General features: G+C 67.8%; 20 protein-coding genes and 1 pseudogene. 13 read left to right on the forward strand and 8 right to left on the reverse strand.

What is annotated here, in order from left to right:
• Positions 1-353 precede the first annotated feature (353 nt).
• The 3 genes from ACGLHR_RS37470 to ACGLHR_RS37480 all read right to left on the reverse strand — a co-directional run bounded on the left by ACGLHR_RS37470 (position 354) and on the right by ACGLHR_RS37480 (position 2929).
• The gene (locus ACGLHR_RS37470; RefSeq protein ID WP_400100420.1) at positions 354-2009 is read right to left on the reverse strand and encodes an acyl-CoA synthetase; all 1656 of its coding nucleotides are present in this window, start codon (positions 2007-2009) and stop codon (positions 354-356) included.
• A gap of 160 nt (positions 2010-2169) precedes the next feature.
• The gene (locus ACGLHR_RS37475) at positions 2170-2730 is read right to left on the reverse strand and encodes an SH3 domain-containing protein (RefSeq protein WP_400100374.1); all 561 of its coding nucleotides are present in this window, start codon (positions 2728-2730) and stop codon (positions 2170-2172) included.
• 31 nt (positions 2731-2761) lie between these two features.
• Entirely contained in the window at positions 2762-2929 is a 168-nt protein-coding gene (locus ACGLHR_RS37480; RefSeq protein ID WP_006164149.1) for a hypothetical protein, read from the reverse strand.
• Positions 2930-3121: 192 nt separating this feature from the next.
• Here ACGLHR_RS37480 and ACGLHR_RS37485 point away from each other — a divergent pair, with 192 nt between their 5' ends.
• Together ACGLHR_RS37485 and ACGLHR_RS37490 are read left to right on the forward strand one after the other, a co-directional pair.
• Positions 3122-3676 carry a YbhB/YbcL family Raf kinase inhibitor-like protein gene (locus ACGLHR_RS37485; RefSeq protein WP_400100376.1) on the forward strand — a complete coding sequence of 185 codons (555 nt, stop codon included), beginning with the start codon at positions 3122-3124 and terminating at the stop codon, positions 3674-3676.
• Between the two features lie 347 nt (positions 3677-4023).
• Positions 4024-4569 (forward strand): annotated as a pseudogene (locus ACGLHR_RS37490) (NAD(P)/FAD-dependent oxidoreductase); the annotation flags it as partial.
• A 135-nt stretch (positions 4570-4704) separates the two neighbouring features.
• On the opposite strand, the gene ACGLHR_RS37495 reads toward ACGLHR_RS37490, so the two are convergent.
• Positions 4705-5499 (reverse strand): SDR family NAD(P)-dependent oxidoreductase, encoded by a 795-nt coding sequence (locus ACGLHR_RS37495; RefSeq protein ID WP_400100378.1) that lies wholly within the window; start codon positions 5497-5499, stop codon positions 4705-4707.
• 246 nt (positions 5500-5745) lie between these two features.
• Between ACGLHR_RS37495 and purT the strand changes: the two genes are divergently transcribed.
• The 3 genes from purT to ACGLHR_RS37510 all read left to right on the forward strand — a co-directional run bounded on the left by purT (position 5746) and on the right by ACGLHR_RS37510 (position 8198).
• Positions 5746-6951 carry a formate-dependent phosphoribosylglycinamide formyltransferase gene (gene purT / locus ACGLHR_RS37500; RefSeq protein WP_400100380.1) on the forward strand — a complete coding sequence of 402 codons (1206 nt, stop codon included), beginning with the start codon at positions 5746-5748 and terminating at the stop codon, positions 6949-6951.
• A gap of 100 nt (positions 6952-7051) precedes the next feature.
• Entirely contained in the window at positions 7052-7750 is a 699-nt protein-coding gene (locus tag ACGLHR_RS37505; protein WP_400100382.1) for an aspartate/glutamate racemase family protein, read from the forward strand.
• 67 nt (positions 7751-7817) lie between these two features.
• Positions 7818-8198, forward strand: coding sequence for a DUF427 domain-containing protein (locus ACGLHR_RS37510; RefSeq protein ID WP_400100384.1), 381 nt, complete (start codon positions 7818-7820; stop codon positions 8196-8198).
• 23 nt (positions 8199-8221) lie between these two features.
• Here the strand turns inward: ACGLHR_RS37510 and ACGLHR_RS37515 are convergent, their stop codons facing one another.
• On the reverse strand, positions 8222-9055 hold the full coding sequence (locus ACGLHR_RS37515) for a GntR family transcriptional regulator (protein ID WP_400100386.1): 834 nt from the start codon (positions 9053-9055) through the stop codon (positions 8222-8224).
• A gap of 174 nt (positions 9056-9229) precedes the next feature.
• On the opposite strand from ACGLHR_RS37515, the gene ACGLHR_RS37520 reads away from it, so the two are divergent.
• The 7 genes from ACGLHR_RS37520 (at position 9230) to ACGLHR_RS37550 (ending at position 16419) form a co-directional block, all read left to right on the forward strand.
• Entirely contained in the window at positions 9230-10126 is an 897-nt protein-coding gene (locus ACGLHR_RS37520; protein WP_400100388.1) for an oxaloacetate decarboxylase, read from the forward strand.
• A gap of 2 nt (positions 10127-10128) precedes the next feature.
• On the forward strand, positions 10129-11529 hold the full coding sequence (gene leuC, locus ACGLHR_RS37525) for a 3-isopropylmalate dehydratase large subunit (protein WP_400100390.1): 1401 nt from the start codon (positions 10129-10131) through the stop codon (positions 11527-11529).
• A gap of 2 nt (positions 11530-11531) precedes the next feature.
• A complete protein-coding gene (gene leuD, locus ACGLHR_RS37530) occupies positions 11532-12158 on the forward strand; it encodes a 3-isopropylmalate dehydratase small subunit (RefSeq protein WP_400100422.1) in 627 nt (208 codons plus the stop codon).
• Complete coding sequence (locus ACGLHR_RS37535) at positions 12155-12781, forward strand: YbhB/YbcL family Raf kinase inhibitor-like protein (protein WP_400100392.1); 627 nt, start codon at positions 12155-12157, stop codon at positions 12779-12781. Before leuD ends, ACGLHR_RS37535 begins: the two co-directional genes overlap by 4 nt.
• A 59-nt stretch (positions 12782-12840) precedes the next feature.
• A complete protein-coding gene (locus tag ACGLHR_RS37540; RefSeq protein WP_400100394.1) occupies positions 12841-13851 on the forward strand; it encodes a Bug family tripartite tricarboxylate transporter substrate binding protein in 1011 nt (336 codons plus the stop codon).
• 75 nt (positions 13852-13926) lie between these two features.
• The gene (locus ACGLHR_RS37545) at positions 13927-15387 is read left to right on the forward strand and encodes an MmgE/PrpD family protein (protein WP_400100396.1); all 1461 of its coding nucleotides are present in this window, start codon (positions 13927-13929) and stop codon (positions 15385-15387) included.
• 36 nt (positions 15388-15423) lie between these two features.
• Positions 15424-16419 carry a Bug family tripartite tricarboxylate transporter substrate binding protein gene (locus tag ACGLHR_RS37550; protein ID WP_400100398.1) on the forward strand — a complete coding sequence of 332 codons (996 nt, stop codon included), beginning with the start codon at positions 15424-15426 and terminating at the stop codon, positions 16417-16419.
• 19 nt (positions 16420-16438) lie between these two features.
• On the opposite strand, the gene ACGLHR_RS37555 is transcribed toward ACGLHR_RS37550, so the two are convergent.
• The gene (locus ACGLHR_RS37555) at positions 16439-17995 is read right to left on the reverse strand and encodes an MFS transporter (protein WP_400100400.1); all 1557 of its coding nucleotides are present in this window, start codon (positions 17993-17995) and stop codon (positions 16439-16441) included.
• Positions 17996-18271: 276 nt separating this feature from the next.
• Here ACGLHR_RS37555 and ACGLHR_RS37560 point away from each other — a divergent pair, with 276 nt between their 5' ends.
• Entirely contained in the window at positions 18272-19180 is a 909-nt protein-coding gene (locus ACGLHR_RS37560; protein ID WP_400100402.1) for a LysR family transcriptional regulator, read from the forward strand.
• A gap of 142 nt (positions 19181-19322) precedes the next feature.
• Here the strand turns inward: ACGLHR_RS37560 and ACGLHR_RS37565 are convergent, their stop codons facing one another.
• Positions 19323-20123, reverse strand: a complete 801-nt coding sequence (locus tag ACGLHR_RS37565; protein ID WP_400100404.1) for an SDR family oxidoreductase — start codon at positions 20121-20123, stop codon at positions 19323-19325.
• Between the two features lie 179 nt (positions 20124-20302).
• Positions 20303-21493 (reverse strand): patatin-like phospholipase family protein, encoded by a 1191-nt coding sequence (locus ACGLHR_RS37570; protein ID WP_400100406.1) that lies wholly within the window; start codon positions 21491-21493, stop codon positions 20303-20305.
• Positions 21494-21511: the final 18 nt, after the last annotated feature.

A 21511-nucleotide genomic window follows, 5' to 3' on the forward strand; every position in this document is an offset into this window, starting at 1 on the left:
TTCACGAGTGGTTCTTATGGGGAGGGGCTGGAAACGGGCCGGGTTCGCCGAGCACCGCGCCAGTCCTTTACCCGACAGCGCCCGCCCTCTCCCCCGGCCTCTCTCCCACAAGTGGGAGAGAGGAGCAAACCGACGGGAACAGAGAACCATTCGGCGTAGCCGTGATTTCCGCCGCCCAGGCGGAAATCACCCACGCGCGATGCGCAGCGAGCCGTCAAGGTTTGAATCTCCCGTTATGCGGCGAGGAGTCTTTCGCCGCATCCGGGTCTCCTCCCCGCAGGGGAGGAGAAACTGCCTTTGACTTTAAGCAGTTGAGCTTTTGATTCTGTCCGCCGGCAGCAGCGCCACTCACGCTACGCCTGCCCTTGCGCCTCGCGTTGCCGCGCCACTTCCTGGTTGCGCAGGATAAAGCGCTGGACCTTGCCGCTCGGCGTCTTCGGCAACTCGGGCACGAACTCGATCTCGCGGGGATAGGCGTGGGCGGCGAGCCGATTGCGTACGTGCAGACGCAGTTCCTCGGCCAGCTCCGGGCTCGCCTTGTATTGCGGGCCGAGCACGACAAAGGCCTTGATCAGTTCGGTGCGCTCCGGATCGGGCTTGCCGATGACCGCGGTCTCGACCACCGCCGGATGCTCGATCAAAGCGCTCTCTACATCGAACGGGCCGACGCGATAGCCGGAGGTGGTGATGACATCGTCGGCACGGCCGATGAAGCTGATGCTGCCATCGGGGTTGAGCTCCGCGGTGTCGCCGCTCAGGTAGTACTTGCCGACGAAGGCGCCGGTCGGCGTGCCGTGGTAGCCGGCGAACCAGGCCATCGGCGATTGCTCCAGGTCCAGCGCGAGCGTGCCGGGCTGGCCGGCCGGCAGCTCGCGTGCGTCGTCGTCCAGCACCACCACGCGATGGCCCGGGCTGGCGAAGCCGGCCGCGCCCAGGTGCACCGGATGGCGCAGCGCGTGGTGATTGCACAGCACCATGCCGAGTTCGGTCTGGCCATAGTGATCGTGGATGGTGACGCCGAGCTTGTCGGCGAACCAGCGGATCACTTCCGGGTTGAGCGGCTCGCCCGCGCTGCTGACCGCGCGCAGCTTGCCGTGCAGCGGGCCGGCCACGGCCTCGCCCGCCGCGATCAGCAGGCGATAGGCGGTGGGCGAGCCGGCCAGGTTGGTGATGCCGTACTTGTCGATCACCCGGCATGTGCTCTCGATGCTGAACGGGCCGTCGTAGAACGTGGTGGGATGCCCCAGGGCCAGCGGCCCGGTCACTGCGTAATACAAGCCATAGGCCCAGCCGGGATCGGCGAGGTTCCAGAAGGCATCCTCGGGACGCAGGTCGACCGCGTCGCGCATATAGCCCGCGAACGCGGCCACGGCCTTGAGCGGCACCAGTAGCGGCTTGGCGGGGCCGGTGGTGCCGGAGGTGAACATCATCAGGAACGGATCGCCGCCAGTGCGCATGACCGGATCGAACCGGGCCGGCTGGCGGTCAAGCTCCGCCCAGAAACTGAAGTCTCCGCGCGCGATGCCGCGCCCCTTGGCGCCGCCCACGGTGAGTACATCGGGGCAGTTCGCCAGCTCATCGAGCTTGCCGCGATTGGCGCCGTCGGTGACCACGAGCCGGGCGCCGGAGGTTTGCAGCCGATGCTCGATGGCCTTGGGGCCAAAGGCTGTGAACAACGGCTGGTAGACCGCGCCGGCGCGCCAGGTGCCAAGGATGGTGACAAGCAGCTCCGGTGTGCGCGGCAGCAGGCCAGCCACACGGTCGCCGGGGCCGATGCCCTGCGCCGTGAGGAAGTTGGCGAACTGCGCGGAGAGCTTCTGCAACTGGCTGAAGGTATAGGTCTCGCTGGTGCCGTCGCGGCTCTCCCAGAACAGCGCGATGCGCCCGGGCAGGGCATGGCGGTCGCAGCATTCGACGCAGGCGTTGACGGCATCGAGCTTGCCGCTCAGGCGCTCCGAGATCGATGCCTCATAGGAAAAGCCGGCGATGGCCTCGGCGTAGTCGCGCATGGTGGTCTCCTGGTTTTCTTGCATGAATCGCAGCCCTCCGTATGGACAGGGGGTGCGCAAAATTCTGGGCCACGCCGGCGTGGCCGGCAATGGCCAGAATTTCCAGGCTGGCTGAACCCGTTTGCCAGTGTGCGTCGCGCGGGGTCGTCCGCAAGCGATGCTATCGGCCGCCGTGGCCACCATGGCCGCCGCCGTGGCGGTGGCCGTGACCACCGCCACCGCCGTGACCGCCGCCACCATGACCGCCTCCGCCTCCATGACCAGGCGGGCGCCCGTGTACTGGCGGATATCCCGGTCCCGGCCCATATGGCGGGCGATGCGCCCAGTATCGCTGGTCGTGGTACCAGGGCCGGCCGCGATAGTAGTTGCCCCAGTAGGAGCCGATGGAGAACGTGATGATGGGAAGGCCGATCACGGTGCCGTAGTTCAGCACCGGAACACTGCCGCCCTGGTAGGGGTAACCAAGCTGCCCGGCATAGACCCAGCCACGCAGGTTGGGCAGCGCCACGTCGCACCATGTGTACTGGCTGACGCACCCCATCACGGTGAGCGGCACGCCACCGGACAATTGCGCGACCACCGGGTAATCCGGCGCGGGTCCGGCACGCAGGTTGACGGGGCCGGCGGTATAGGCTTGGGCAGGCTGCGCGAGCGCCACACCGGGCGCGGCGAGCAATGCGGTGAATCCCGCCAGAACGCATTTAACGGCCCGTCGGCGCATCAAGGCCTCCGGAGCCGCTGGTGATTGCGGTTTACCCCACCACGTGCCAGGGCGAGACGGAGAACGCCACCATCAGGACCGAAACGATGGCGGGCGCGCCATATTTGATCGCGAGCGATTGGGAGAGTGTGCCGAGCAAGACATAGAGGCACACCAAGCCAATAGCGCACATGAAAACAAGGCTTTGATAATCTTGCATGGATGTCTCCTTTAGTCGTTATATTTTTAACGTTAAATCTAATGGCATCGTCCGTACGCAGTAAACGCCTTGAGCACGATCAAGCCCATATTAAGTCCGGGCAATCGTGAATGCCAGAGGGTATACGCGCACCTTGCATGGCGCGCGGCGCATACATTCCACTCATTTCATTTCCATTGGGATGCGACACAAATGAAACTCACCAGAACACGCCTCGCACCGCTGGCCGGCGCATTGCTTTTTGTTATTGTCGGCGCGGCACAGGCGGCGGGCATGCAAGTGTCGTCCGCATCGTTCGCGGATGGCGCCACAATCCCTACGCTGCATGGCAACAATACGTCCGATTGCGGCGGCAAAGGCGTGTCGCCGCAGGTGTCGTGGTCGAATCTTCCCGCCGGTACCAAATCGGTTGCAGTGCTCTTATCGGATCCCGATGGCAATATGGGCCTGGGCGTTTCACATTGGGTTGCCTACAACATCGCCGCCGATCGCGGCCAGTTGAAGGAGGGCGAGGGCCAGGCCGATGGCCATGGCGCGACCCTTGGCAAGAATGTACGCGGCGAACAGATTTATCGTGGACCTTGTCCATCGGTTGGTGATGCGCCGCACCATTACACCTTGACCGTCATCGCCACGGACCTTGCGCCAACCGCGCTGCCGCCCGGTCTGAGCAGGGAGGAACTGATGCAGGCGCTGAAAGGCCATGCGCTTGGCGGCCAAAGCGTTGTTGGAAGATATGCGCGCTAAGCGGCCGCGTATCGTTTTGAGCGCATGCTTCATGAGCAAGCCACCAAGGCAGTAAGCCGTCAGCAATAACCTTTAACCTATCAGTCATAACCCAGAAAGCAATACGCCATGACCCGCCACGCCGGTGCTTCGCGAGTGTTGTCCGCGCGGCGCCGGTCCTCTCAGGGCCGCAAGCGCCGCCGCCACCGCCATTGATGCGCCAACGTGATATCGAGCATCACGCAATGATGCTTGGCGCGTCCGATCCCCTTGCTACGATCTCGCGCTGCCGACTCAGGCAAGGCGCATCGTCGCCGCCTGAGACGACCGAGGCACCGGCAATGCGTCCGCAAAGAATCCCTTGGGCATCCTCCGCGCGCAACACCATCGTAGTGGCGGGCGGCGGCTTCACGGGCATCGAGACGGCGGCTGAAATGCCGGCGCGCCTGCGTGAAGCGTTGGGCGAGGATGCCGACGTGAACGTCATCGCTGTCGATCGCCACGACGAAGTCGCCGCCGAGCTAGGCGCCGGTCCGCGTCCGGTCATCACGCAGGCGCTTGAAGAACTTGGCGTGACCTGGCGGCTAGGCGTGACGGTGGCCTCCGTGGACGAGAACGGCCTGACCACGGCCAACGGCGAGCGTATCGATGCCAAGACGGTGATCTGGACGGCGGGCGTGCGCGCCAGCGCGCTCACGCAGCAGATCCCGGCCGAGCGCGATGCATTCGGCCGCCTGCATGTGGACAGCCACCTGCGCGTCAAAGGCGTCGATACCGTGTTCGCCACCGGCGACGTCGCCTACGCTGCAACGGACGATGAAGGCAACCATGCCGCGATGTCGTGCCAGCACGCGATGAACCTCGGGCGCTCCGCAGGGCACAACGTTGCCGCGGACCTGCCCGGCCTCGCGCCAACCCTTGGCCGGCGTATCGCGGTCGCCGCGACGGTGCGTGGAGCGCTCGGCGAGCCACTGCATCACGCCAGACTCAATGCATGGCGTATGCGCCGGCGACGGGAGATGGGCTCGCCGGCCCCGCTGCCTCCGGACTCAGGCGATCGTATCCACGACCCCGCCGTCCACGCGCAGCGCGGCACCGGTAGTGGCCGAGGCTTGCGCAGAGCAGACATAGACGATCATGTTGGCGACTTCTTCGACGCTGGCAGCACGCTGGATGATCGAGGTGGAACGGTGCGCCTTTACGAAGTCCGCGGCCACGTCTTCCGCGGATTGCCCCGAGCTTGCAATGGCATCCTTGAGCATGTCGGTGACGCCCTCCGACAGCGTGGGGCCGGGCAGCACCGCGTTGACGGTCACGCCGGTACCGGCGAGCCGCTTGGCCAGCCCGCGCGAGATGGCGAGTTGCGCGGTCTTGGAGAAGCCATAGTGGATCATGTCGGCGGGGATGTTCAGCGCCGATTCAGACGAGATGAACACGATCCGTCCCCATTTACGCTCGGCCATGGAAAGCGCATAGGCCCGCGACAGCCGCACGCCGGACATGACGTTGGTTTCGAAGAAGCGGGTCCACTCGCTGTCGGGCGTCTCGAAGAAGTCCTGCGGCTGGAAGATGCCAAGGTTATTCACCAGCACGTCGACCCGGGGATGCTCCGCCACCAGGCGGGTGCACGTTGCCGGGTCGGCAAGATCGCCGACGAAGCCCGTGACATCCGCGCCGGCAACGGCGGCGAGCAGCGTCTCCAGGGCCTTGCCCACGGTGGCCTCGCTGCGGCCGTTGATGATGACGCGGGCGCCCGCGCCGGCCAGCCCCTTTGCCGTCGCGAAGCCGATCCCGGCAGTGGAACCTGAAACAAGGGCGATCTTGCCCGTGAGGTCAATCTTCATGTTCATTCCTGGTTGGGGGGCCTGCCGAGCGCAGACCAGCTGACCCAGTGTATTGGCTGTGTGGATTTCGGCAAGGCAGTGCCGGACAATTCACCTTTCGGCTTTCTCGAACGATGGATGCCACTGTCCGGTAGCCCGCCGATGTGGTGAAAGCCTCACGAGGCTCGCCCGTCTACCGTGCCTGCCCGGGCGCTCCCTTTCCCTGCACGTACAATCCCTGTTTTTACTTGATCCCAAGGGTCCCACATGACCACTATCGGCACCCCTCTGTCGCCCGGCGCGACCAAAGTCATGCTGCTGGGCTCCGGCGAGCTCGGCAAGGAAGTCCTGATCGCGCTGCAACGGCTCGGCGTTGAAACGATTGCGGTGGACCGCTATGCCGATGCGCCCGGCCAGCAGGTGGCGCACCACGCGCGCACCATTTCCATGAGCGACCCGGACCAGCTCAAGGCGCTGATCGAAGCCGAGAAGCCGGACCTGGTGGTGCCGGAGATCGAAGCCATCGCCACGCAGATGCTGGAGACGCTGGAAGCCGCCGGCGTGGTGCGCGTCATCCCCACGGCGCGCGCGGCGCGCCTGACCATGGACCGCGAAGGCATCCGCCGCCTGGCCGCGGAGACGCTCGGCGTGCCCACCAGCCCCTACAAGTTCTGCGACTCGCTCGAAGAACTGCAGGCGGCCATCGATGGCGGCATCGGCTACCCGTGCGTGGTCAAGCCGGTGATGAGCAGCTCCGGCAAGGGCCAGAGCAAGATCGACGGCCCCGCGGACGTCAAGGCCGCATGGGACTACGCCATGGCTGGCGGCCGTGTCAGCCACGGCCGCGTGATCGTGGAAGGCTTCATCGACTTCGACTACGAAATCACGCTGCTGACGGTGCGCGCGATCGGCGCCGACGGCCAGGTGCAAACGCAGTTCTGCGAGCCGATCGGCCACGTGCAGGTCAGCGGGGATTACGTGGAAAGCTGGCAGCCGCATCCGATGCATCCGGCCGCGCTGCAAAAATCCCAGCAGATTGCGCAGGCCGTCACCGCCAACCTGGGCGGGCAGGGCCTGTTTGGTGTGGAGCTGTTCGTCAAGGGCGAGCAGGTCTGGTTCAGCGAAGTCAGCCCGCGTCCGCACGACACCGGCATGGTGACCATGATCACCCAGTGGCAGAACGAGTTCGAGCTGCACGCGCGCGCCATTCTCGGCCTGCCGGTGAGCACCGCGCTCAAGAGCCCGGGCGCCAGCGCGGTGATCTACGGCGGCGTGGATGCCAAGGGCGTGGTGTTCGACGGCGTGGACGAGGCGCTGCGGGTACCGCAGACCGAGCTGCGCTTGTTCGGCAAGCCGGAGAGCTTCACCAAGCGCCGCATGGGCGTGGCACTGGCGTACGACGCCGATGTGGAAACCGCCCGCGTGCGCGCCAAGGAGGCGGCAGGCCGCGTCAAGCCGCGCGTGGCAGGCTGAGCCAGCGCTGACTTGCCGTGACCGCCCGGGACGCGGTGGCATAACCGGCCGCCGCGCAGGGCGCCCTGATTTGCTGTGACCTCGCAAGGAGGCGTCAGTCATGACCCTGCACATCGGCATCGTTGCCTGCTCCGCCGAAGGCGCTGCGCTTTGCTACCGCACCATCTGCATGGAGGGCGCGCGGCTGCTAGGGCCCCATGCGCATCCCGAGGTGTCGATGCACACCCCGTCGCTGGCCGAGTACGTCAAACACCTCGATCGCGGCGACTGGCAGGCCGTAGGTGAGTTGATGCTCACCTCGGCCAGGAAGCTCGCCGGCATGGGCGCGGATTTCCTGATCTGTCCCGATAACACCATTCACCAGGCCCTGCCATACGTGGCGCCGCGCTCGCCGCTGCCCTGGCTGCATATTGCCGAGGTGGTGGCCGATAGCGCGGTGGCGCGAGGTTTCACCCGCCTCGGCCTGACGGGTACGCGCTGGCTTGTCGACAGCGAGGTCTACCCCGAGAAGCTCGCCGCGAGCGGGCTTGGCTTCGTGCGGCCGGAGCCCGCCGAGCGCGATGAAATCAACCGCATCATCATGGACGAACTGGTGGGCGGCATCGCCACCCCGGAAGCGCTCACTTACTTCCAGCAGGTGATCCAGCGGCTGAAGGCGCAGGGCTGCGACGCCGTGGTGCTCGGCTGCACGGAGATCCCATTGATCGTGAATGATGGCAATGCGCCGCTGCCGACGCTGGATTCCACGCGGCTGCTGGCGCAGGCGGCACTGCGCAGGGCGGTGCAAGGCGCACATTGATGCCGGGCAAGCTGGCGGGTTCGCGCGTAGTATTGGCGGGCCCTGCCATACATCAGGAAGCCCAGCCATGAGCAGCAATCCCATCAAGATCCCGGGCCCCGATCATCCGATCGTGATCGAGGCGAACCCCGCGCGCGTCGTCGTCAAGCTCGGCGGCGCCGTCATTGCCGACACCCGCAGCGCGCTCACGCTGCGTGAGGCGTCCTACGCGGCGGTGCAGTACATTCCGCGCAAGGATGTCGACATGTCGCTACTGGCTCGTAGCGATCACGCCACCTACTGCCCGTACAAAGGCGATTGCGCTTACTACAGCATCCCCGCGGGCGGAGAGCGATCGGTCAATGCGGCGTGGACTTACGAGGCGCCGTATGCCGCCGTCGCGGCCATCAAGGACCACGTGGCTTTCTATCCGAGCCGCGTCGACGCCATCGAGGAACAGCAAGGCTAAGCGCTGAACGGCAAGGCGAGCGCCTAGTCGCGCGGCACGTCGTGGACAAACTGCCCGGCGCTTAGCGTGTTGACCTTGTCGGCCGAGATATCCATCAGGATGCGGCTGCGTTCGGGGGACATGTACACCGTGATGTACTGGACCGGCCGCGACTCCGGATCATGCATCAGGCGCACCAGCTTGAGCAGCGGCGCGCCAACCTCCGTGCGCAGCCAGCCCGCGTAGGCGGGGTCGGCCGCCTGGGCCGTGATCTCCTGCACCACGCGGCCAAACTTTACCCCCTGCGCCATCAGGATCTCGTAGAGCGCGTGCTTGCGCAGCGCGGCAGCCGACACGCGCTTGCCCAGCGCGGCGGGCACCCACGCATCCGTCAGCATCACCGGCGCGCCCTTGATGCTGCGCAGGCGCAGCGCATGCACCGCTTGCTCGCCCGGGGCGAGTTGCAGCAGTTGGGCAATGTCCGCCGGCGGCACGGCCGTGGTCACGTCCAGGACTTCGACATCCGTCTCCAGCGCGGTCTTGCGCAGGCCGTCGATCACGCTAAGGCTCGGGCTGCTGCGCCCCGCCGGCGCGTCCGCCCGCACAAAGGTGCCAAGGCCATGGCGCCGTTCCACCAGCCCCAGCGCCGCCAGCTCGGACAGCGCCCGGCGCACCGTGATGCGCGAGACGCCAAAACGCTCGCACAGTGCTTCTTCTTTCGGCAACGCCCCAGTTTGCACATAGACGCCACGCGTGATTTCGTCGCGCAGCACGAGAAAGAGCTGCCGGTGCAGCGAGGTGCCGGGCATATGGCCCAGCGGCGAAGGGGGGGTGGTCGTGCGCGGCATGAGGTGACGGGTTAGTGGCGTGGGCAGCATAGCACAACGCTCCTGCGGCGAATTTCCCGATCCTTGACGGAACCGGTTAGTTGTATCTAGAATATAAACACATAAACACAAAGCGACAGGCGACAGCCCATTTCCCTCCGCCCTGATGCTCACTCCGTACGCACACCTCACAGTCACCCACAGCAAGCACACAGGACCCGTCCAATGACCCTCGCAGCTACCTTTCGCCAGCACCTGCAGGCACCCGGCATGATCATTGCGCCCGGCGCCTACGACGCCATCGGCGCTCGCCTGATCGAGCAGGCGGGCTTCTCCGCCTGCTACATGACAGGTGCCGGCACATCGGCCGCGCGCGGCTTCCCCGACTTCGGCCTGCTGACGATGAGCGAGATGGTCGAGAACGCCGCGGTGATGGCGCGCTCCGTGTCGATCCCGCTGATTGCCGACGCCGACACCGGCTATGGCAACGAGCTCAACGTCACCCGCACCGTGCGCGAGTACGAGGCCCGTGGCGTGGCGGCGATCCATATCGAGGACCAGGTTGCGCCCAAGCGTTGCGGACACCTGGATGGCAAGGAAGTGGTCTCGCGCGCGGAATTCGTCTCCAAGATCCGCGCGGCGGCGCAGGCGCGCCGCACGCCGGATTTCGTCATCATCGCGCGCACCGATGCGCGGGCCATGCTCGGGCTGGACGAGGCCATCTGGCGCGCCAATGCCGCGCTGGAAGCCGGCGCGGACCTGGCCTTCGTCGAAGCCACGCAGACCATCGAGGAAGTCGCGGCCGTGCCGCGACTGGTGCGCGGCCCGTGCCTGCTGAACGTGGTGCCCGGCGGCCGCACGCCGATCTTCGACCTGCGCGAGGCCGAGGCCATGGGCTACAAGCTGGCCATCCTGCCGGGCCTAATGCTCAAGGCCGCGATCCAGGCGGGCGACGAAGCGCTGGCCGAGCTCAAGGCCACCTTCACCGCGCCGGGCGTGTCGGCCAGCGTGGGGCAGACCTTCCGCCGCTTCGGCGCCGATGAATGGGACGGCCTGCGCCAGCGCTTCAATGCCGGCGAGCGCGCCACCAACCCCGACGCGCCGGCAAGCGCAAAGGATTGACGATGGCCCGCACTCTCTTCGACAAGCTCTGGGACGCGCATGTGGTGCGCGAGCTCGGCGATGGCTGGGCGCTGCTGCATATCGACCGTCACTTGCTGCACGATCTCTCCGGCCCGCCGGCGCTGGCCGAGGTGGCGGCGCGCGGCTTGCCGCTGCATGATCCGGCGCTGGTGTTCTCCACGCCGGACCACGCAGTCTCCAGCCAGCCCGGGCGCGATGGCAATACCTATGTGCCGGGGGGCCGCCTGTGGTCCGCGCTGCGCGATCGCTCGGCCGCGGCCGGCGTGACGATGTTCGACCTTGGCCAGCCGGGGCAGGGCATCGTCCACGTGATGGGCCCAGAGCTTGGCATCGTGCTACCCGGCCTGACGGTCATCTGCGGCGACAGCCATACCTGTACCAATGGCGGCCTGGGCGCGATGGCCTTCGGCGTGGGCTCGTCCGAGAGCACGCACGCGCTTGCCACGCAAACGCTGCGCCAGCAAAAGCCGCTGCGCATGCGCATCCGTTGCGACGGCATGCTGGCCGAGGGCATCACCGCCAAGGACCTGGCGCTGCATATCATCGGCCGCCTCGGCGCGGCGGCGGGCGGCGGCTTTGCCATCGAGTTTGCCGGCACGGCCATCGAAGCGCTGGAAGTGGAAGGGCGCCTGACGCTGTGCAACCTGAGCGTGGAGCTGGGCGCGCGCTTTGGCATGGTGGCGCCCGATGCGCGCACCATCGAATGGCTGCGCGGCCGCCCATATGCGCCCACCGGCGCGCAGTTCGACAGCGCGGCCGCGTACTGGCGCACGCTCGCCACCGATGCCGGCGCCGTGTTCGATCGCGAAGAGGTGATCGACGCCGCGGCGGTGGCGCCCACCATCACGTGGGGCACCAGCCCCGAGCACGCGATGGCGATCGACGGGCATATCCCCGACCCGGCCGCCGCCGGCGACCAGGCGGCCAGCGCTGCCATCGGCGCCGCGCTGGATTACATGGGCCTGGCACCCAACGCCCCCATCGCCGGCACGCCGGTGGACTGGGTCTTCATCGGCTCCTGCGCGAACTCGCGCCTGTCCGACCTGCGCGCCGCGGCCGCCGTGGCGCGCGGGCGGCGCGTGGCCCCGGGCGTGACCGCCTGGGTGGTGCCGGGTTCGGAAAACGTCAAGCGCGCGGCCGAGGCCGAAGGGCTGCGCGCCGTATTCGAGGATGCGGGTTTTGCCTGGCGCGAGCCGGGCTGCAGCATGTGCGTGGCCGCCAACGGCGAGCAGGTGCCGCCCGGGCAGCGCTCGGTCTCCACCTCCAACCGCAATTTTGTCGGGCGCCAGGGGCCGGGGGCCCGCACCCATCTTGCCAGCCCCGCGATGGCCGCCGCCGCCGCGGTCACCGGCTGCATTGCCGACGTACGGAGCCTGACATGACCATGCAACCCTTCACTGTCGTAACGGGCGCCGCCGTGCCGCTGATGCGCGCCAACGTCGACACCGACGTGATCATCCGCATCGAGCGGCTCACCGCGTTGCCGCGCGAGCAGCTCGGCCCCTACGCGCTGGAAGCGCTGCGCTACCGCGCCGATGGCAGCGAGGATCCGGGCTGCGTGTTCAACCAGCTGGCGTTTCGCGGCGCCCCGGTGCTGCTGGCCGGCGCCAACTTTGGCTGCGGATCCTCGCGCGAGGGCGCGGTGTGGGCGCTGATGGGCCTGGGCGTGCGCTGCGTGATCGCGCCGAGCTATGGCGACATCTTCTACAACAACTGCTTCCAGAACGGCGTGCTGCCGATCCAGCTCCCCGCCGAAACGCTGCAAGCGCTGGCCGCGCAATGCGCAAGCGGCGCGCCGGTGCACGTGGACCTGGCGAGCGCCACGCTGACCGCGCCCGATGGCGTGACCGTCGCGTTTCCCGTCGACCCGCTGCGCCGTGAAGCCCTGCTGCACGGGCTGGACGATATCGGCCTGACGCTCAAGGACGACGCGCTGATCCGTGCCTGGCAGCAAGCCGATCGCACCCACCGGCCCTGGGCCTGGTCGGTGCGCCGGCAAGGCGCGGCATGAGCGCCCGGATGCAGCATCCGCTGGTGCTCCGCGCAGCCGGCCTGCTGCTGCGCGGACGCCACGCGGGCGATGGCAGCCTGGCGTGCAGCGATGCCGTGCTGGCCGCATTGCCCGACACGCTGGCGCTGCACAGCGCGTCGTTTGCCAATCACGGCGCGATGCCCGTGCGCCACGCGGGCGCGGGCGTGGGCGCCAACTGCTCGCCCGCGCTGGCCTGGACGGGATTGCCGGCAACGGCCACGCACTGGCTGTTGCTGGTCGAGGATCCGGATGTGCCGCTGGCTTACGCCATCGTGCACGCGCTTGCCTGGGGCCCGGCCGCGGTCGGCGCGCTGGCCGAAGGCGCACTGTCGCGCGAGCCGTTGCCGGCCGGCGTGACACTGGCCGCCAACGGGCTGGGCGATGCAGCTTACGACGGCCCCCGGCCCCTGCCGGGGCACGGGCCACATCGCTATGTGTTCCAGCTGTTCGCGCTTGCCGCCGAGCCGCCAGCCGGTCTTGCGCGCGAAGCACTGGTGGCGTGGCTGCGCGCGCATGCCATCGCGCGGGGGCGGCTCGATGGCGTGTTCCAGCGCGACTGGCGCGGCCGGCCGCTTACTCCCGCAATTGCCGCGCCGGCTTGAGTGCTCGCACGGCTAGCCAGAGACACCACGGGCTACCACTTTAAAAAAACGGAGACAACATGCCATCCTCGATCCAACGACAAACCAGGCGCCGAGCCGTCGCCCCGCTCGCTATCGGCGCGACGCTGCTGTCGGCCGCCATGCTAGCCACCGCCGCCGGCTCCACCGACAGCCCCGGCGCATGGCGCCCGGACCGTCCCGTCACACTGGTGGTCCCCTATAGCGCCGGCGGTGGCACGGACGCCACCGCGCGAGCGGTGTCCAAGCAGCTTGGCGTGCTCTGGGGCCAGCCGGTATTGGTGGAGAACCTGCCGGGCGCCGACGGCCTGATCGGCACGCGGCGCGTGATGGAGGCAAAGCCCGATGGCTATACCCTGCTGCTGCAGGTGCCGGGCATCGTGGTCACCAGGTACACGCCCGGGCTCAAGGGCATCGACCCCCTGGCGCGGCTAGACCCCATCACGGCGATTTCGCAGTCGCCCGCCGCGGTGGTAGCCAGCGCCAAGCTGCCCGTGAAGACGCTCGGGGAATTCGTGCAGTACTGCAAGACGGTGGCCAAGACCTGTTCGCTCGGCACCGGAGAAAGTCTCGCGCGCATCTCCGGCAAGCAACTGGCGGCGGAGGCAGGCTTGCCTAACCTCATCATCGTCAACTACCGGGGCACCGGCGCCATCGTCACGGACATGATCGCCAACAACGTCAACCTGGCGTTCACCGGCATCACGGCCGCGCTGCCGCACTACAAGGCCGGCACGCTGAAGATCCTCGCCACGCAGGGGCACAAGCGCGCCGCCGCGCTGCCCGATGTGCCCACCACGGCCGAGGCCGGTTACCCGCAGTTCCAATCGGTCACCTGGTATGGCCTGTTCGCGCCCAAGGGCACCCCGGCCGCGATCACGCAGGGCGTTGTCGCCACGCTGCGCGAGGCCGTGAAGGATCCGGAAGTGCAACGGACCATCGCCGCCGCGGGCGCCGAGTCGGTGGTGAATTCGCCTGCCGAGTTTGCCGCGCAGGTGCGCCAGGAAAGCGAGCGCCTGGGTGCGCTGGTCAAGCAGTATCCGTTCGAGTAAGGGCGTGGCCTGAGCTCCAGCCGACTGCGCCATTTTCCACGTAGCCTCACGTAGCCCCACATAGACAGACACGCCATGCAAAACCAAAACCAAAACCAGAACCAGAATCAGAACCCCACGCCCTTGCCGCCTACCGATCCCGACGGGCCCACCGGCAGGCTCGCCCAATGGCTGGCCGGCTTCCGGCTGGAGCAAGCCAGCGCCACCGCGCGCGAGCGCGCCAAGGCGCTCACGCTCGACGGCATCGCTTGTGCCATCGTCGGCGCGCAACTGCCGTGGTCGCGCACCGCCGCCAACATCGTGCGCCAGATGGAAGGGCAGGGCGACCGGACCATCGTCGGCTGGGGTGCGCGCACCAGCGCGCCGGGCGCCGCGCTGCTCAATGGCACCTTCATCCAGGGGTTTGAGCTTGACGACTACCATCCGCTCGGGCCGCTGCACAGCGCATCGCTCGTGCTGCCCGCGCTGTGGGCAGCATCCGAAGGCGAGAGCCGCGTCAGCGGGCGGCGCTTCCTGGAAGCGGCCATGGCCGGCTATGAGGTGGGCCCGCGCGTGGGCATGGCGCTGCATGGCGCGCAGATGTTGTCGCGCGGCTGGCATTCCGGATCGGTGTTCGGCACGCACGCAGCCGCCGCTGCCGTGGGCAAGCTGCTGGGGCTCGATGCCGCGCGTTTTGAAGATGCGCTGGGGTTGGCTGGCACGCAGTCGGCCGGGCTGATGGCGGCGCAATACGAGGCCATGTGCAAGCGCATGCACCACGGCTTCGCCGCGCGCAACGGGCTCTACGCGGCGGTGCTGGCGGCGGGCGGCTACACCGGCATCAAGCGCGTGTTCGAGCGCGAGTATTGCGGCTTTCTCTCGACGTTCGGCGAAGGACACGCGCCGGATGCCTCGCAGATCACCGATGGCCTGGGCGAGCGCTGGGAAGTCGAGCGCATCGTCATCAAGCCCTACGCGGCCATGGGCGGCATCCACGCGCCGCTCGACGCGCTGTTCGACGTGGGCGCGCAGCGCGCGCTCAAGGCCGGGGAGATCGCTGGTATCGAGGTGGATGTTTCGCATGCCGTCGATCACCATGGCTGGTGGGTGCCGCAGCGGCCGCTGACGCCAATCGGCGCGCAGATGAACATCGGCTACGCGCTTGCGGTGGCGGTGCTGGACGGCGCGGCGCTGGTGCCGCAGTTCGCGCCGGCGCGCATCGATGCCGACGACGTTTGGGCGCTGCTGCCGCGTATCGCGGTGCGCCACGATCCCGCCTTCGACGCGGGCGGCCAACGGGCTCGTGGACGCGTGCGGCTGGCCGTGGCCTTCACCGACGGCCAGCGCATCGAGGTCGACCGTACGGCGTCGCGCGCCATCGAATCGCCGCAATCGAGCGACGAAGTGGCCGCCAAGTACAGGGCCCTGACGGACGGGCTGATAGCGCCGCAGCGGCAGCAAGCCATCGAGCGCATGGTGCGGGATCTTGAGCAGCTCGACGATGTGCGCGAGTTGCTCGCCCTGCTTGCGCCGCCGGTGGGTTGTGCGTTCGATTGAGTGCCTGCCGACAACAAAGTACACCAGGAGCGAGACATGACCCAACGAATCCCCCGCCGTGCCGTGCTGGCCCGGATGGCAGCATGCGCGATGCTGGCCCTATCCAGCCTGCCGGCCGGTGCCCAGGCGCACTGGCCGGACAAGCCGATCCGCCTGGTGCTGCCCTTCTCGGCCGGCGGCCCGGGCGACATCACCACGCGGCTGATCGCGCAGGCGCTTGGCCGGCAGCTTGGCCAGACCGTGATCGTGGACAACAAGCCGGGCGCCGGCTGCATCATCGGCGCTGAGTTTGTCGCCAAGAGCGCGCCTGATGGCTATACGCTGCTGATCGCAGGCAATGGCGCGGTCGCCAACGCGTTGTTGCGCGCGAAGATGCCCTACGCCGACAGCGACCTCGTTCCCGTGGTCAGCACCAATGCGGCGCCGTCGGTGATGGTGGTGGGCGCCGGTGCCTCGCGCAAGGATATCAAGGACCTGAAGACGTTGCAGGCCTACGGCAAGGCCAAGGGTGGCATCACGTTCGGCACCGCCGGCGCTGGCAGTACCGGACATTTCGTGGCGGAGATGGTGGAGGCCGCGCTCGGCGTGCCGGTGACACTGGTGCACTACAAGAGCGGCTCGGAAACGCTCAACGCGGTCATCGGCGGCCAGATCGACCTGGCGTCCGAAGCCCCCGTTGGCGTGCTCGGCTTCCTGCGCGGCGGCAAGCTGCGCGCGCTGGCGGTGACCGACGACAAGCGCGCGCAGGCGTTGCCGGACGTGCCCACCACCGCGGAGCAGGGCTTTGCAGGCATCCGCATGAAGCACTGGGGCGGCATCTATGCGCCCAAGGGCACGCCGGCGCCGATCCTGGACCGCATCGCGCAGGCCACGCAGGCCGCGTTCCAGGGCGATGCCGGCCTGCGCGCGCAGTTCGAGACCTACGGCTACCGGCCCGTGTCAGGCACTCGCGTCGAGTTTGCGCGCTTTGTGCAGGACGAGAAGCTGCGCCTTGGCAAGATCGTGCATGACTCGCATATGACGATCGATTGAGTGGTTGGCAAGGGGCGCTTTAGCGGCGCGCCGGTGCATTCACGCGCACCGGCTGGTGCGCCGGCGATTCATCCCGCATCAACAGGCGCACCAAGACGGCGCTGAGCAGCGCGACCCCGGCGGCCACGCACAGGATCCAGGCGAAGCCTTCCGCGAAGGCGGTGCGCGCAAGGGGTTCCAGCACGCCGCGCAGCGGTGCTTGCACATCGGCCATCGCGCCGTTCAGGTCGCCGGCAACCACGCGCGGGATGATGTGTGCGGCCATGCCGGGCAGCACCCCCGAGCCTTCCGGATGCGCATGCAGCGCCGCGTCGAACACGGCCTGGGTGCGGTAGGCGAGCAGGCCGCCGAGCAGGCCGAACGACAGCACGATCGCACTGAACCGCGTGGTGGTGCTGATGCCGGACGCCATGCCGGAGCGCTCGCGCGGGATGCAGGCCATGATGTTCTTCTGCGTATCGCCATTGAGCAGCCCCGCGCCGCTGCCGGTGACGGCAATGGCCAGCGCGAAGGGCAGGTAGGACATGGAAATGACCGCCCACGCGCTCAGCAGGTTGCCGAGCCCGACCAGCACGAGCCCGAACACCAGCATCGAGGGCGCATCCAGCCGCCCCGACAGCCGCACGCCGATGCGCGGAAAGATCAGCATGGTCAGCGCGAACGGCAGCATGGCGGCGCCTGAGGCGATCGCCGAGAACCCGAGGCCCGTCTGCAGGTACAGCGGGATCAAGGTCATCATCACCTGGGCACAGGCAGCGTACGCGGCCATACCGAGCAGCGCGCCGATCAGGCGCGGATTGCGGAACAGCGTGAGATCCACCATGGGCCGGCGCTGGATGCGCTCCACGCCGATAAACAGCGCGAAGAGCACGGCGCCGCCGGCCAGCCGCATCAGGGTGCGCGTATCGCCCCAGCCAATGCGGTTGGCCTCGATCAAGGCCCAGATCATCAGGAACAGGCTGCCGCAAAAGCACAGGCCGCCCCACAGGTCGATGCGCGCCGCGCCCGCGTCGCGCGACTCCGAGATGTGCCGCAGCACCATGGCGCCCAGCAGGATGCCGACCGGCAGGTTCAGCAGGAACACCCAGCGCCATCCCAAGGTCTGGCTGATCACGCCGCCAAGGCCGGGCGCGACCAGCATGGCCACGCCCATGCACGCACCCCAGAAGGCCCACGCCCGGGCGCGCTCGCGCTCATCGTGAAAGGCGTGCGCGATGGTCGCCAGCGCCGAGGTCAGCAGCATGGCCGCGCCCACGCCCTTGACGGCGCGCGCCAGGTTCAGCGCCAGGCTGCTTCCCGCCAGGCCGCAGCCCAGCGAGGCCAGCATGAAGACCGCCAGGCCGGTCAGCAGCATGCGCTTGCGGCCGAACTTGTCGGCCAGGCTGCCCGCGGGCAGCAGGCCGCCGGCAAAGGTCAGCATGTAGGCGCTGACCACCCACTCGATATCGGAGAACGTGGCATGCAGGTCGCTCGCGATGCGAGGCAGCGTGACGGCCACGATGTTGGTGTCGAGGACGATCAGCGCGCAAGCGCCCGAGGCGGTCAGCAGCGCGGCGCGCGAGTTCATTGCGCTCATGCCGTCTCCCGGCCAAGCTGTGCTGCCGGCGATATTGCCTGGAATGAAATAAATCCGGATGTGCAGTGCCCGGCGGGCTGTGAGTGCCGATTCGTCTTGTGCCGCATGTCGTCGCTTCCTGTTGCTTCCCTTGACTGGATGCGGGTTAGGATACGGCCGGCAGGGCCGGGCGTTGTTGCGCCGGCCGTGCTATTTTGTTGCCTTGTAGCTAATAAGCAAAATCAGAAATCAGAAATCAGAAATCAGTAAGCACTCAGAAGGTAGAACAGCAAACCGATGGAACTGCGCCACTTTCGCTACTTCATCGCGGTAGCCCAGGACTTGCACTTCACCCGTGCCGCCGCGCGGCTCGGCATCTCCACGCCGACGCTCACCCGCCAGATCCAGGAGATGGAAGCCAGCCTTGGCATCCGCCTGTTCGAGCGCAACCAGCGCTCGGTGGCGCTGACCCCGGCCGGCGAGGTGCTGCTAGTGGAGGCGCAAGCCGTGGTGGCGCAGTTCGAGACCGCGCAACTGCGCGCGCAGCGCGAGGCCCGTGGCGAGACGGGCAAGATCCACGTGGGTTATGTTGCCTCGGCGGCGTATTCGGGCGTGCTTCAGCGCCAGGTCGCGGCATTCCGCAAGGCCTGCCCCGATGTGCAACTGCTGGTGCGCGAGGCGCCCATGGGCACGCTGCCCGAACAGGTCAGGGATGGCCAGGTCGACATCGCCTATATCCGCTCCCCCGTGAACCTGCCCGAGGGCGTGGACGCGCTGCCGCTGGCGCCGGAAGGTTTTATCCTCGCCCTGCAAAGCGATTCATGGCTGTGCGGCCTGGCCGAGATCCATCCCGCACATCTCAAGGCGGAGACGTTCATCCTTCCCGAACAGGTCTCGGGCACGCTGTCCACCGCCGAGCAGGGTGGCTTCGTGCCCAGGCTGGGCCCGCAGCCGGGTGGGCTGGTGGCGGTGCTGACGCTGGTGTCGCTGGGCGAAGGCGTGGCGATTGTCCCGAACGCCGTGGCCGGACACATCAGCCTGCCCAGCCTTGTCTACCGGGATATTGCGGGCCTGGAGGTGACGTCGTATCTGTCACTGATGTCGCGCCAGTACGAAAAAGCCGCGACCATCCGACGCTATATCGAACTGGTGTCGCGGCCCACGGTTACCTCAGGCCGAAAAAGCCGAGTACAAACAGGACAATGACCACGGCGCCTACCAACCAGACGATGTTGTTCATGACACGCTCCTTGCGCAGACTGTGGCATGACAGTCGCACACGCGGCGGGGCGTGTCTGTACGGTAGCGTTCAGCGTCGTGGGAGCGCCGGCCTGGCAGGCTGGCAGCGTCAGACCACCATCGGCGTGGTGGCGCCATCGACCGACAGGATGGCGCCCGAGATATAGCTGGCGCGTGGCGACGAGAGGAACAGCACGGCGTCCGCCACCTCTTCCGGCGTGGCCAGGCGGCCCAGGCCGGTGCGCGCATTGGCACGCGCCAATGCCTGCTCCACGGTCGTGCCGCTGATGCGGGCATCCACCTCCATGCCTTGCTGCAGGCGCTCGGTGTGCGTGGCCGACGGGTTGACGGCGTTCACGCGCACACCCTGCTTGCCGTAGGCATTGGCCAGGCCGGCGCTGGCCAGCATCAGCGCCGCGTTGGCCGCGCCGCCCGCCAGGTGGGCGGGGTTGGCCAGCTTGCCACCCATGCCCACGATATTGACGATGGCGCCGCGCCCCTGCTGCGCCATGCGCTTGACTACAGGGTCGATCACGTTGATGTAGCTGAAGTACTTGGCGGCCATGGCGTCCTGCCACAGCTGCGGGGTCAGCTCGTCCGGTGGGCGGCGCTTAGCCGCGCCGGCGGAGGTCACCAGGATGTCGATGGCGCCAAGCACCGCCACTGCCTCCTCCACCGCGCGCGCGGCCTCGGCGATATCGGTCAGGTCGGCGGATACCGTGACCACTTCCTTGGCGAACTCGCCCTCGCCTTCGGCCAGCTTGGCGCAGGCGTTGGCCAGGTTCCCGGCGCTGCGCGAAACGATGGCTACGCGCGCGCCCTCGCGCAAGAAGCCGGCCGCGCAGGCCAGGCCGATGCCGCGGCTGCCGCCGGTGATGAGCACGCGTTGATTGCGGAGTTCGAGATCCATGTGTGTCCTGGCTGGTCAGGGAGCGCGCGGGCGTCGATCGATCAATGGCGGATCCGCGTGCGTGGCGGGTCGGCTGTCAGGCCGGTTAGACAACAGGGTTGCCATCTTAGCGCGCCTGCGCCGGCCTTGCTGGTGACCGCTCAATCTCGGGCCATCGTGCCGGCGCGGTGTCAACGCGCCTACGCCGGCGCCAGGGGCACATGCACGGCAATGCCCTCGATAGGATCGAGCGCGCCGCGCCAGGGCGCGGCTTCGATGGCTTGCTTGCCATGGACATAGCCGGCGTTCCAGCGCGCCTGGATGCCGGCGGCGCTGAAGTCGATATCCTTGGTGAGGTCTTCGCCGCCGAACGGCGGTGCATTGAGCTCGACCACGTGCATGGTGGTATGGCAGCCCCAGCCCAGCAGCTCCTCGACCGCGGCCGTGCTGCGCTCCGCCTGGGGAATGTGCTTGGCCAGTTCGCGGATCACATGCCGTAGCCGGTGCAATTGCCGCTGGTGCTCCAGCTGGGTCTCGGCGCGGCTTGAGTACTGGATATCCCGCTGCCGTCCCATGGCTTCCCAGATGGTGTCGGGCTCCGGGCCTTGCAGCGGCCACAGCTGCACAGCGAAGATCACCGAGCTGCGGCGCGGGTAGTCGTCGAGCACGGCTTCGATCGGCGTGTTGGAGCAGATGCCGCCGTCCCAGTAGGCTTCGCCGTCGATCCGGATCGCCGGGAAGCCCGGCGGCAGCGCCGCGGATGCCAGCAGATGTTCCACGCTCAGCGCGGTGTCCCGGTTGGTGTAGTAGCACATCCTGCCGCTGCGGACATTGACCATGCCAACGGTGAGCCTCGTGTGCTTCTCGCCGAGGTAAGCGAAATCCACCAGCGAGAGCAGGGTGTCGCGCAGTGGCGAGACCGAATAGAAGCCGGCCCGCTCCACCCCGAGCGGCACGCGCGTGCCGAACCAGGCAGCCGGGTTTGGCGTGAAGAAGCCAGGGATGCCCTGGGTGAGGGTCGCAAGGTTCGACATCGTGTTGTCACCGCCCGAGAGCAGGCGGGCTAGTTCGAGCGGCCCGTGGCGGCCCACCTGCTCCCAGAACTGCCTCAGGCGCGGCAAGCGATCCGCGGGCCGGTTGCCGGCCACGATCGAGCCGTTGATGGCGCCGATGGAGGTGCCGATGGCCCAGTCGGGCTCGACCCCTGCCTCGTGCAGCGCCTGGTAGACCCCGGCCTGGAAGGCGCCCAGCGCGCCGCCGCCCTGCAGGACGAACACCACTTGCTGATCGATGGGCCGCCTGGCCGCGCCGGTCGTGTCGGTCCGGGTTGCGGCGGGTTGCGCGGGTGGTGCGGATTGTGCGGGTTGTGGGGGTTGTGTCTTGGTATCCATGGTGTTCCGGCTCCCGGG

It is taken from the genome of Cupriavidus sp. CuC1 (assembly GCF_044627735.1).
Taxonomy (GTDB): Bacteria; Pseudomonadota; Gammaproteobacteria; order Burkholderiales; family Burkholderiaceae; genus Cupriavidus; species Cupriavidus ulmosensis.

What these genes read in the sequence shown, in the direction of transcription:
- ACGLHR_RS37485 (WP_400100376.1), top strand. Translation starts at nt 3,122, where the DNA reads ATGAAACTCACCAGAACACGCCTCGCACCGCTGGCCGGCGCATTGCTT.
- ACGLHR_RS37565 (WP_400100404.1), bottom strand. Translation starts at nt 20,123, where the DNA reads ATGGATCTCGAACTCCGCAATCAACGCGTGCTCATCACCGGCGGCAGC.
- ACGLHR_RS37495 (WP_400100378.1), bottom strand. Translation starts at nt 5,499, where the DNA reads ATGAAGATTGACCTCACGGGCAAGATCGCCCTTGTTTCAGGTTCCACT.
- ACGLHR_RS37535 (WP_400100392.1), top strand. Translation starts at nt 12,155, where the DNA reads ATGAGCGCCCGGATGCAGCATCCGCTGGTGCTCCGCGCAGCCGGCCTG.
- leuC (WP_400100390.1), top strand. Translation starts at nt 10,129, where the DNA reads ATGGCCCGCACTCTCTTCGACAAGCTCTGGGACGCGCATGTGGTGCGC.
- ACGLHR_RS37570 (WP_400100406.1), bottom strand. Translation starts at nt 21,493, where the DNA reads ATGGATACCAAGACACAACCCCCACAACCCGCACAATCCGCACCACCC.
- ACGLHR_RS37555 (WP_400100400.1), bottom strand. Translation starts at nt 17,995, where the DNA reads ATGAGCGCAATGAACTCGCGCGCCGCGCTGCTGACCGCCTCGGGCGCT.
- purT (WP_400100380.1), top strand. Translation starts at nt 5,746, where the DNA reads ATGACCACTATCGGCACCCCTCTGTCGCCCGGCGCGACCAAAGTCATG.
- ACGLHR_RS37540 (WP_400100394.1), top strand. Translation starts at nt 12,841, where the DNA reads ATGCCATCCTCGATCCAACGACAAACCAGGCGCCGAGCCGTCGCCCCG.
- ACGLHR_RS37510 (WP_400100384.1), top strand. Translation starts at nt 7,818, where the DNA reads ATGAGCAGCAATCCCATCAAGATCCCGGGCCCCGATCATCCGATCGTG.
- ACGLHR_RS37480 (WP_006164149.1), bottom strand. Translation starts at nt 2,929, where the DNA reads ATGCAAGATTATCAAAGCCTTGTTTTCATGTGCGCTATTGGCTTGGTG.
- ACGLHR_RS37505 (WP_400100382.1), top strand. Translation starts at nt 7,052, where the DNA reads ATGACCCTGCACATCGGCATCGTTGCCTGCTCCGCCGAAGGCGCTGCG.
- ACGLHR_RS37560 (WP_400100402.1), top strand. Translation starts at nt 18,272, where the DNA reads ATGGAACTGCGCCACTTTCGCTACTTCATCGCGGTAGCCCAGGACTTG.
- leuD (WP_400100422.1), top strand. Translation starts at nt 11,532, where the DNA reads ATGCAACCCTTCACTGTCGTAACGGGCGCCGCCGTGCCGCTGATGCGC.
- ACGLHR_RS37470 (WP_400100420.1), bottom strand. Translation starts at nt 2,009, where the DNA reads ATGCGCGACTACGCCGAGGCCATCGCCGGCTTTTCCTATGAGGCATCG.
- ACGLHR_RS37550 (WP_400100398.1), top strand. Translation starts at nt 15,424, where the DNA reads ATGACCCAACGAATCCCCCGCCGTGCCGTGCTGGCCCGGATGGCAGCA.
- ACGLHR_RS37515 (WP_400100386.1), bottom strand. Translation starts at nt 9,055, where the DNA reads ATGCTGCCCACGCCACTAACCCGTCACCTCATGCCGCGCACGACCACC.
- ACGLHR_RS37545 (WP_400100396.1), top strand. Translation starts at nt 13,927, where the DNA reads ATGCAAAACCAAAACCAAAACCAGAACCAGAATCAGAACCCCACGCCC.
- ACGLHR_RS37475 (WP_400100374.1), bottom strand. Translation starts at nt 2,730, where the DNA reads ATGCGCCGACGGGCCGTTAAATGCGTTCTGGCGGGATTCACCGCATTG.
- ACGLHR_RS37520 (WP_400100388.1), top strand. Translation starts at nt 9,230, where the DNA reads ATGACCCTCGCAGCTACCTTTCGCCAGCACCTGCAGGCACCCGGCATG.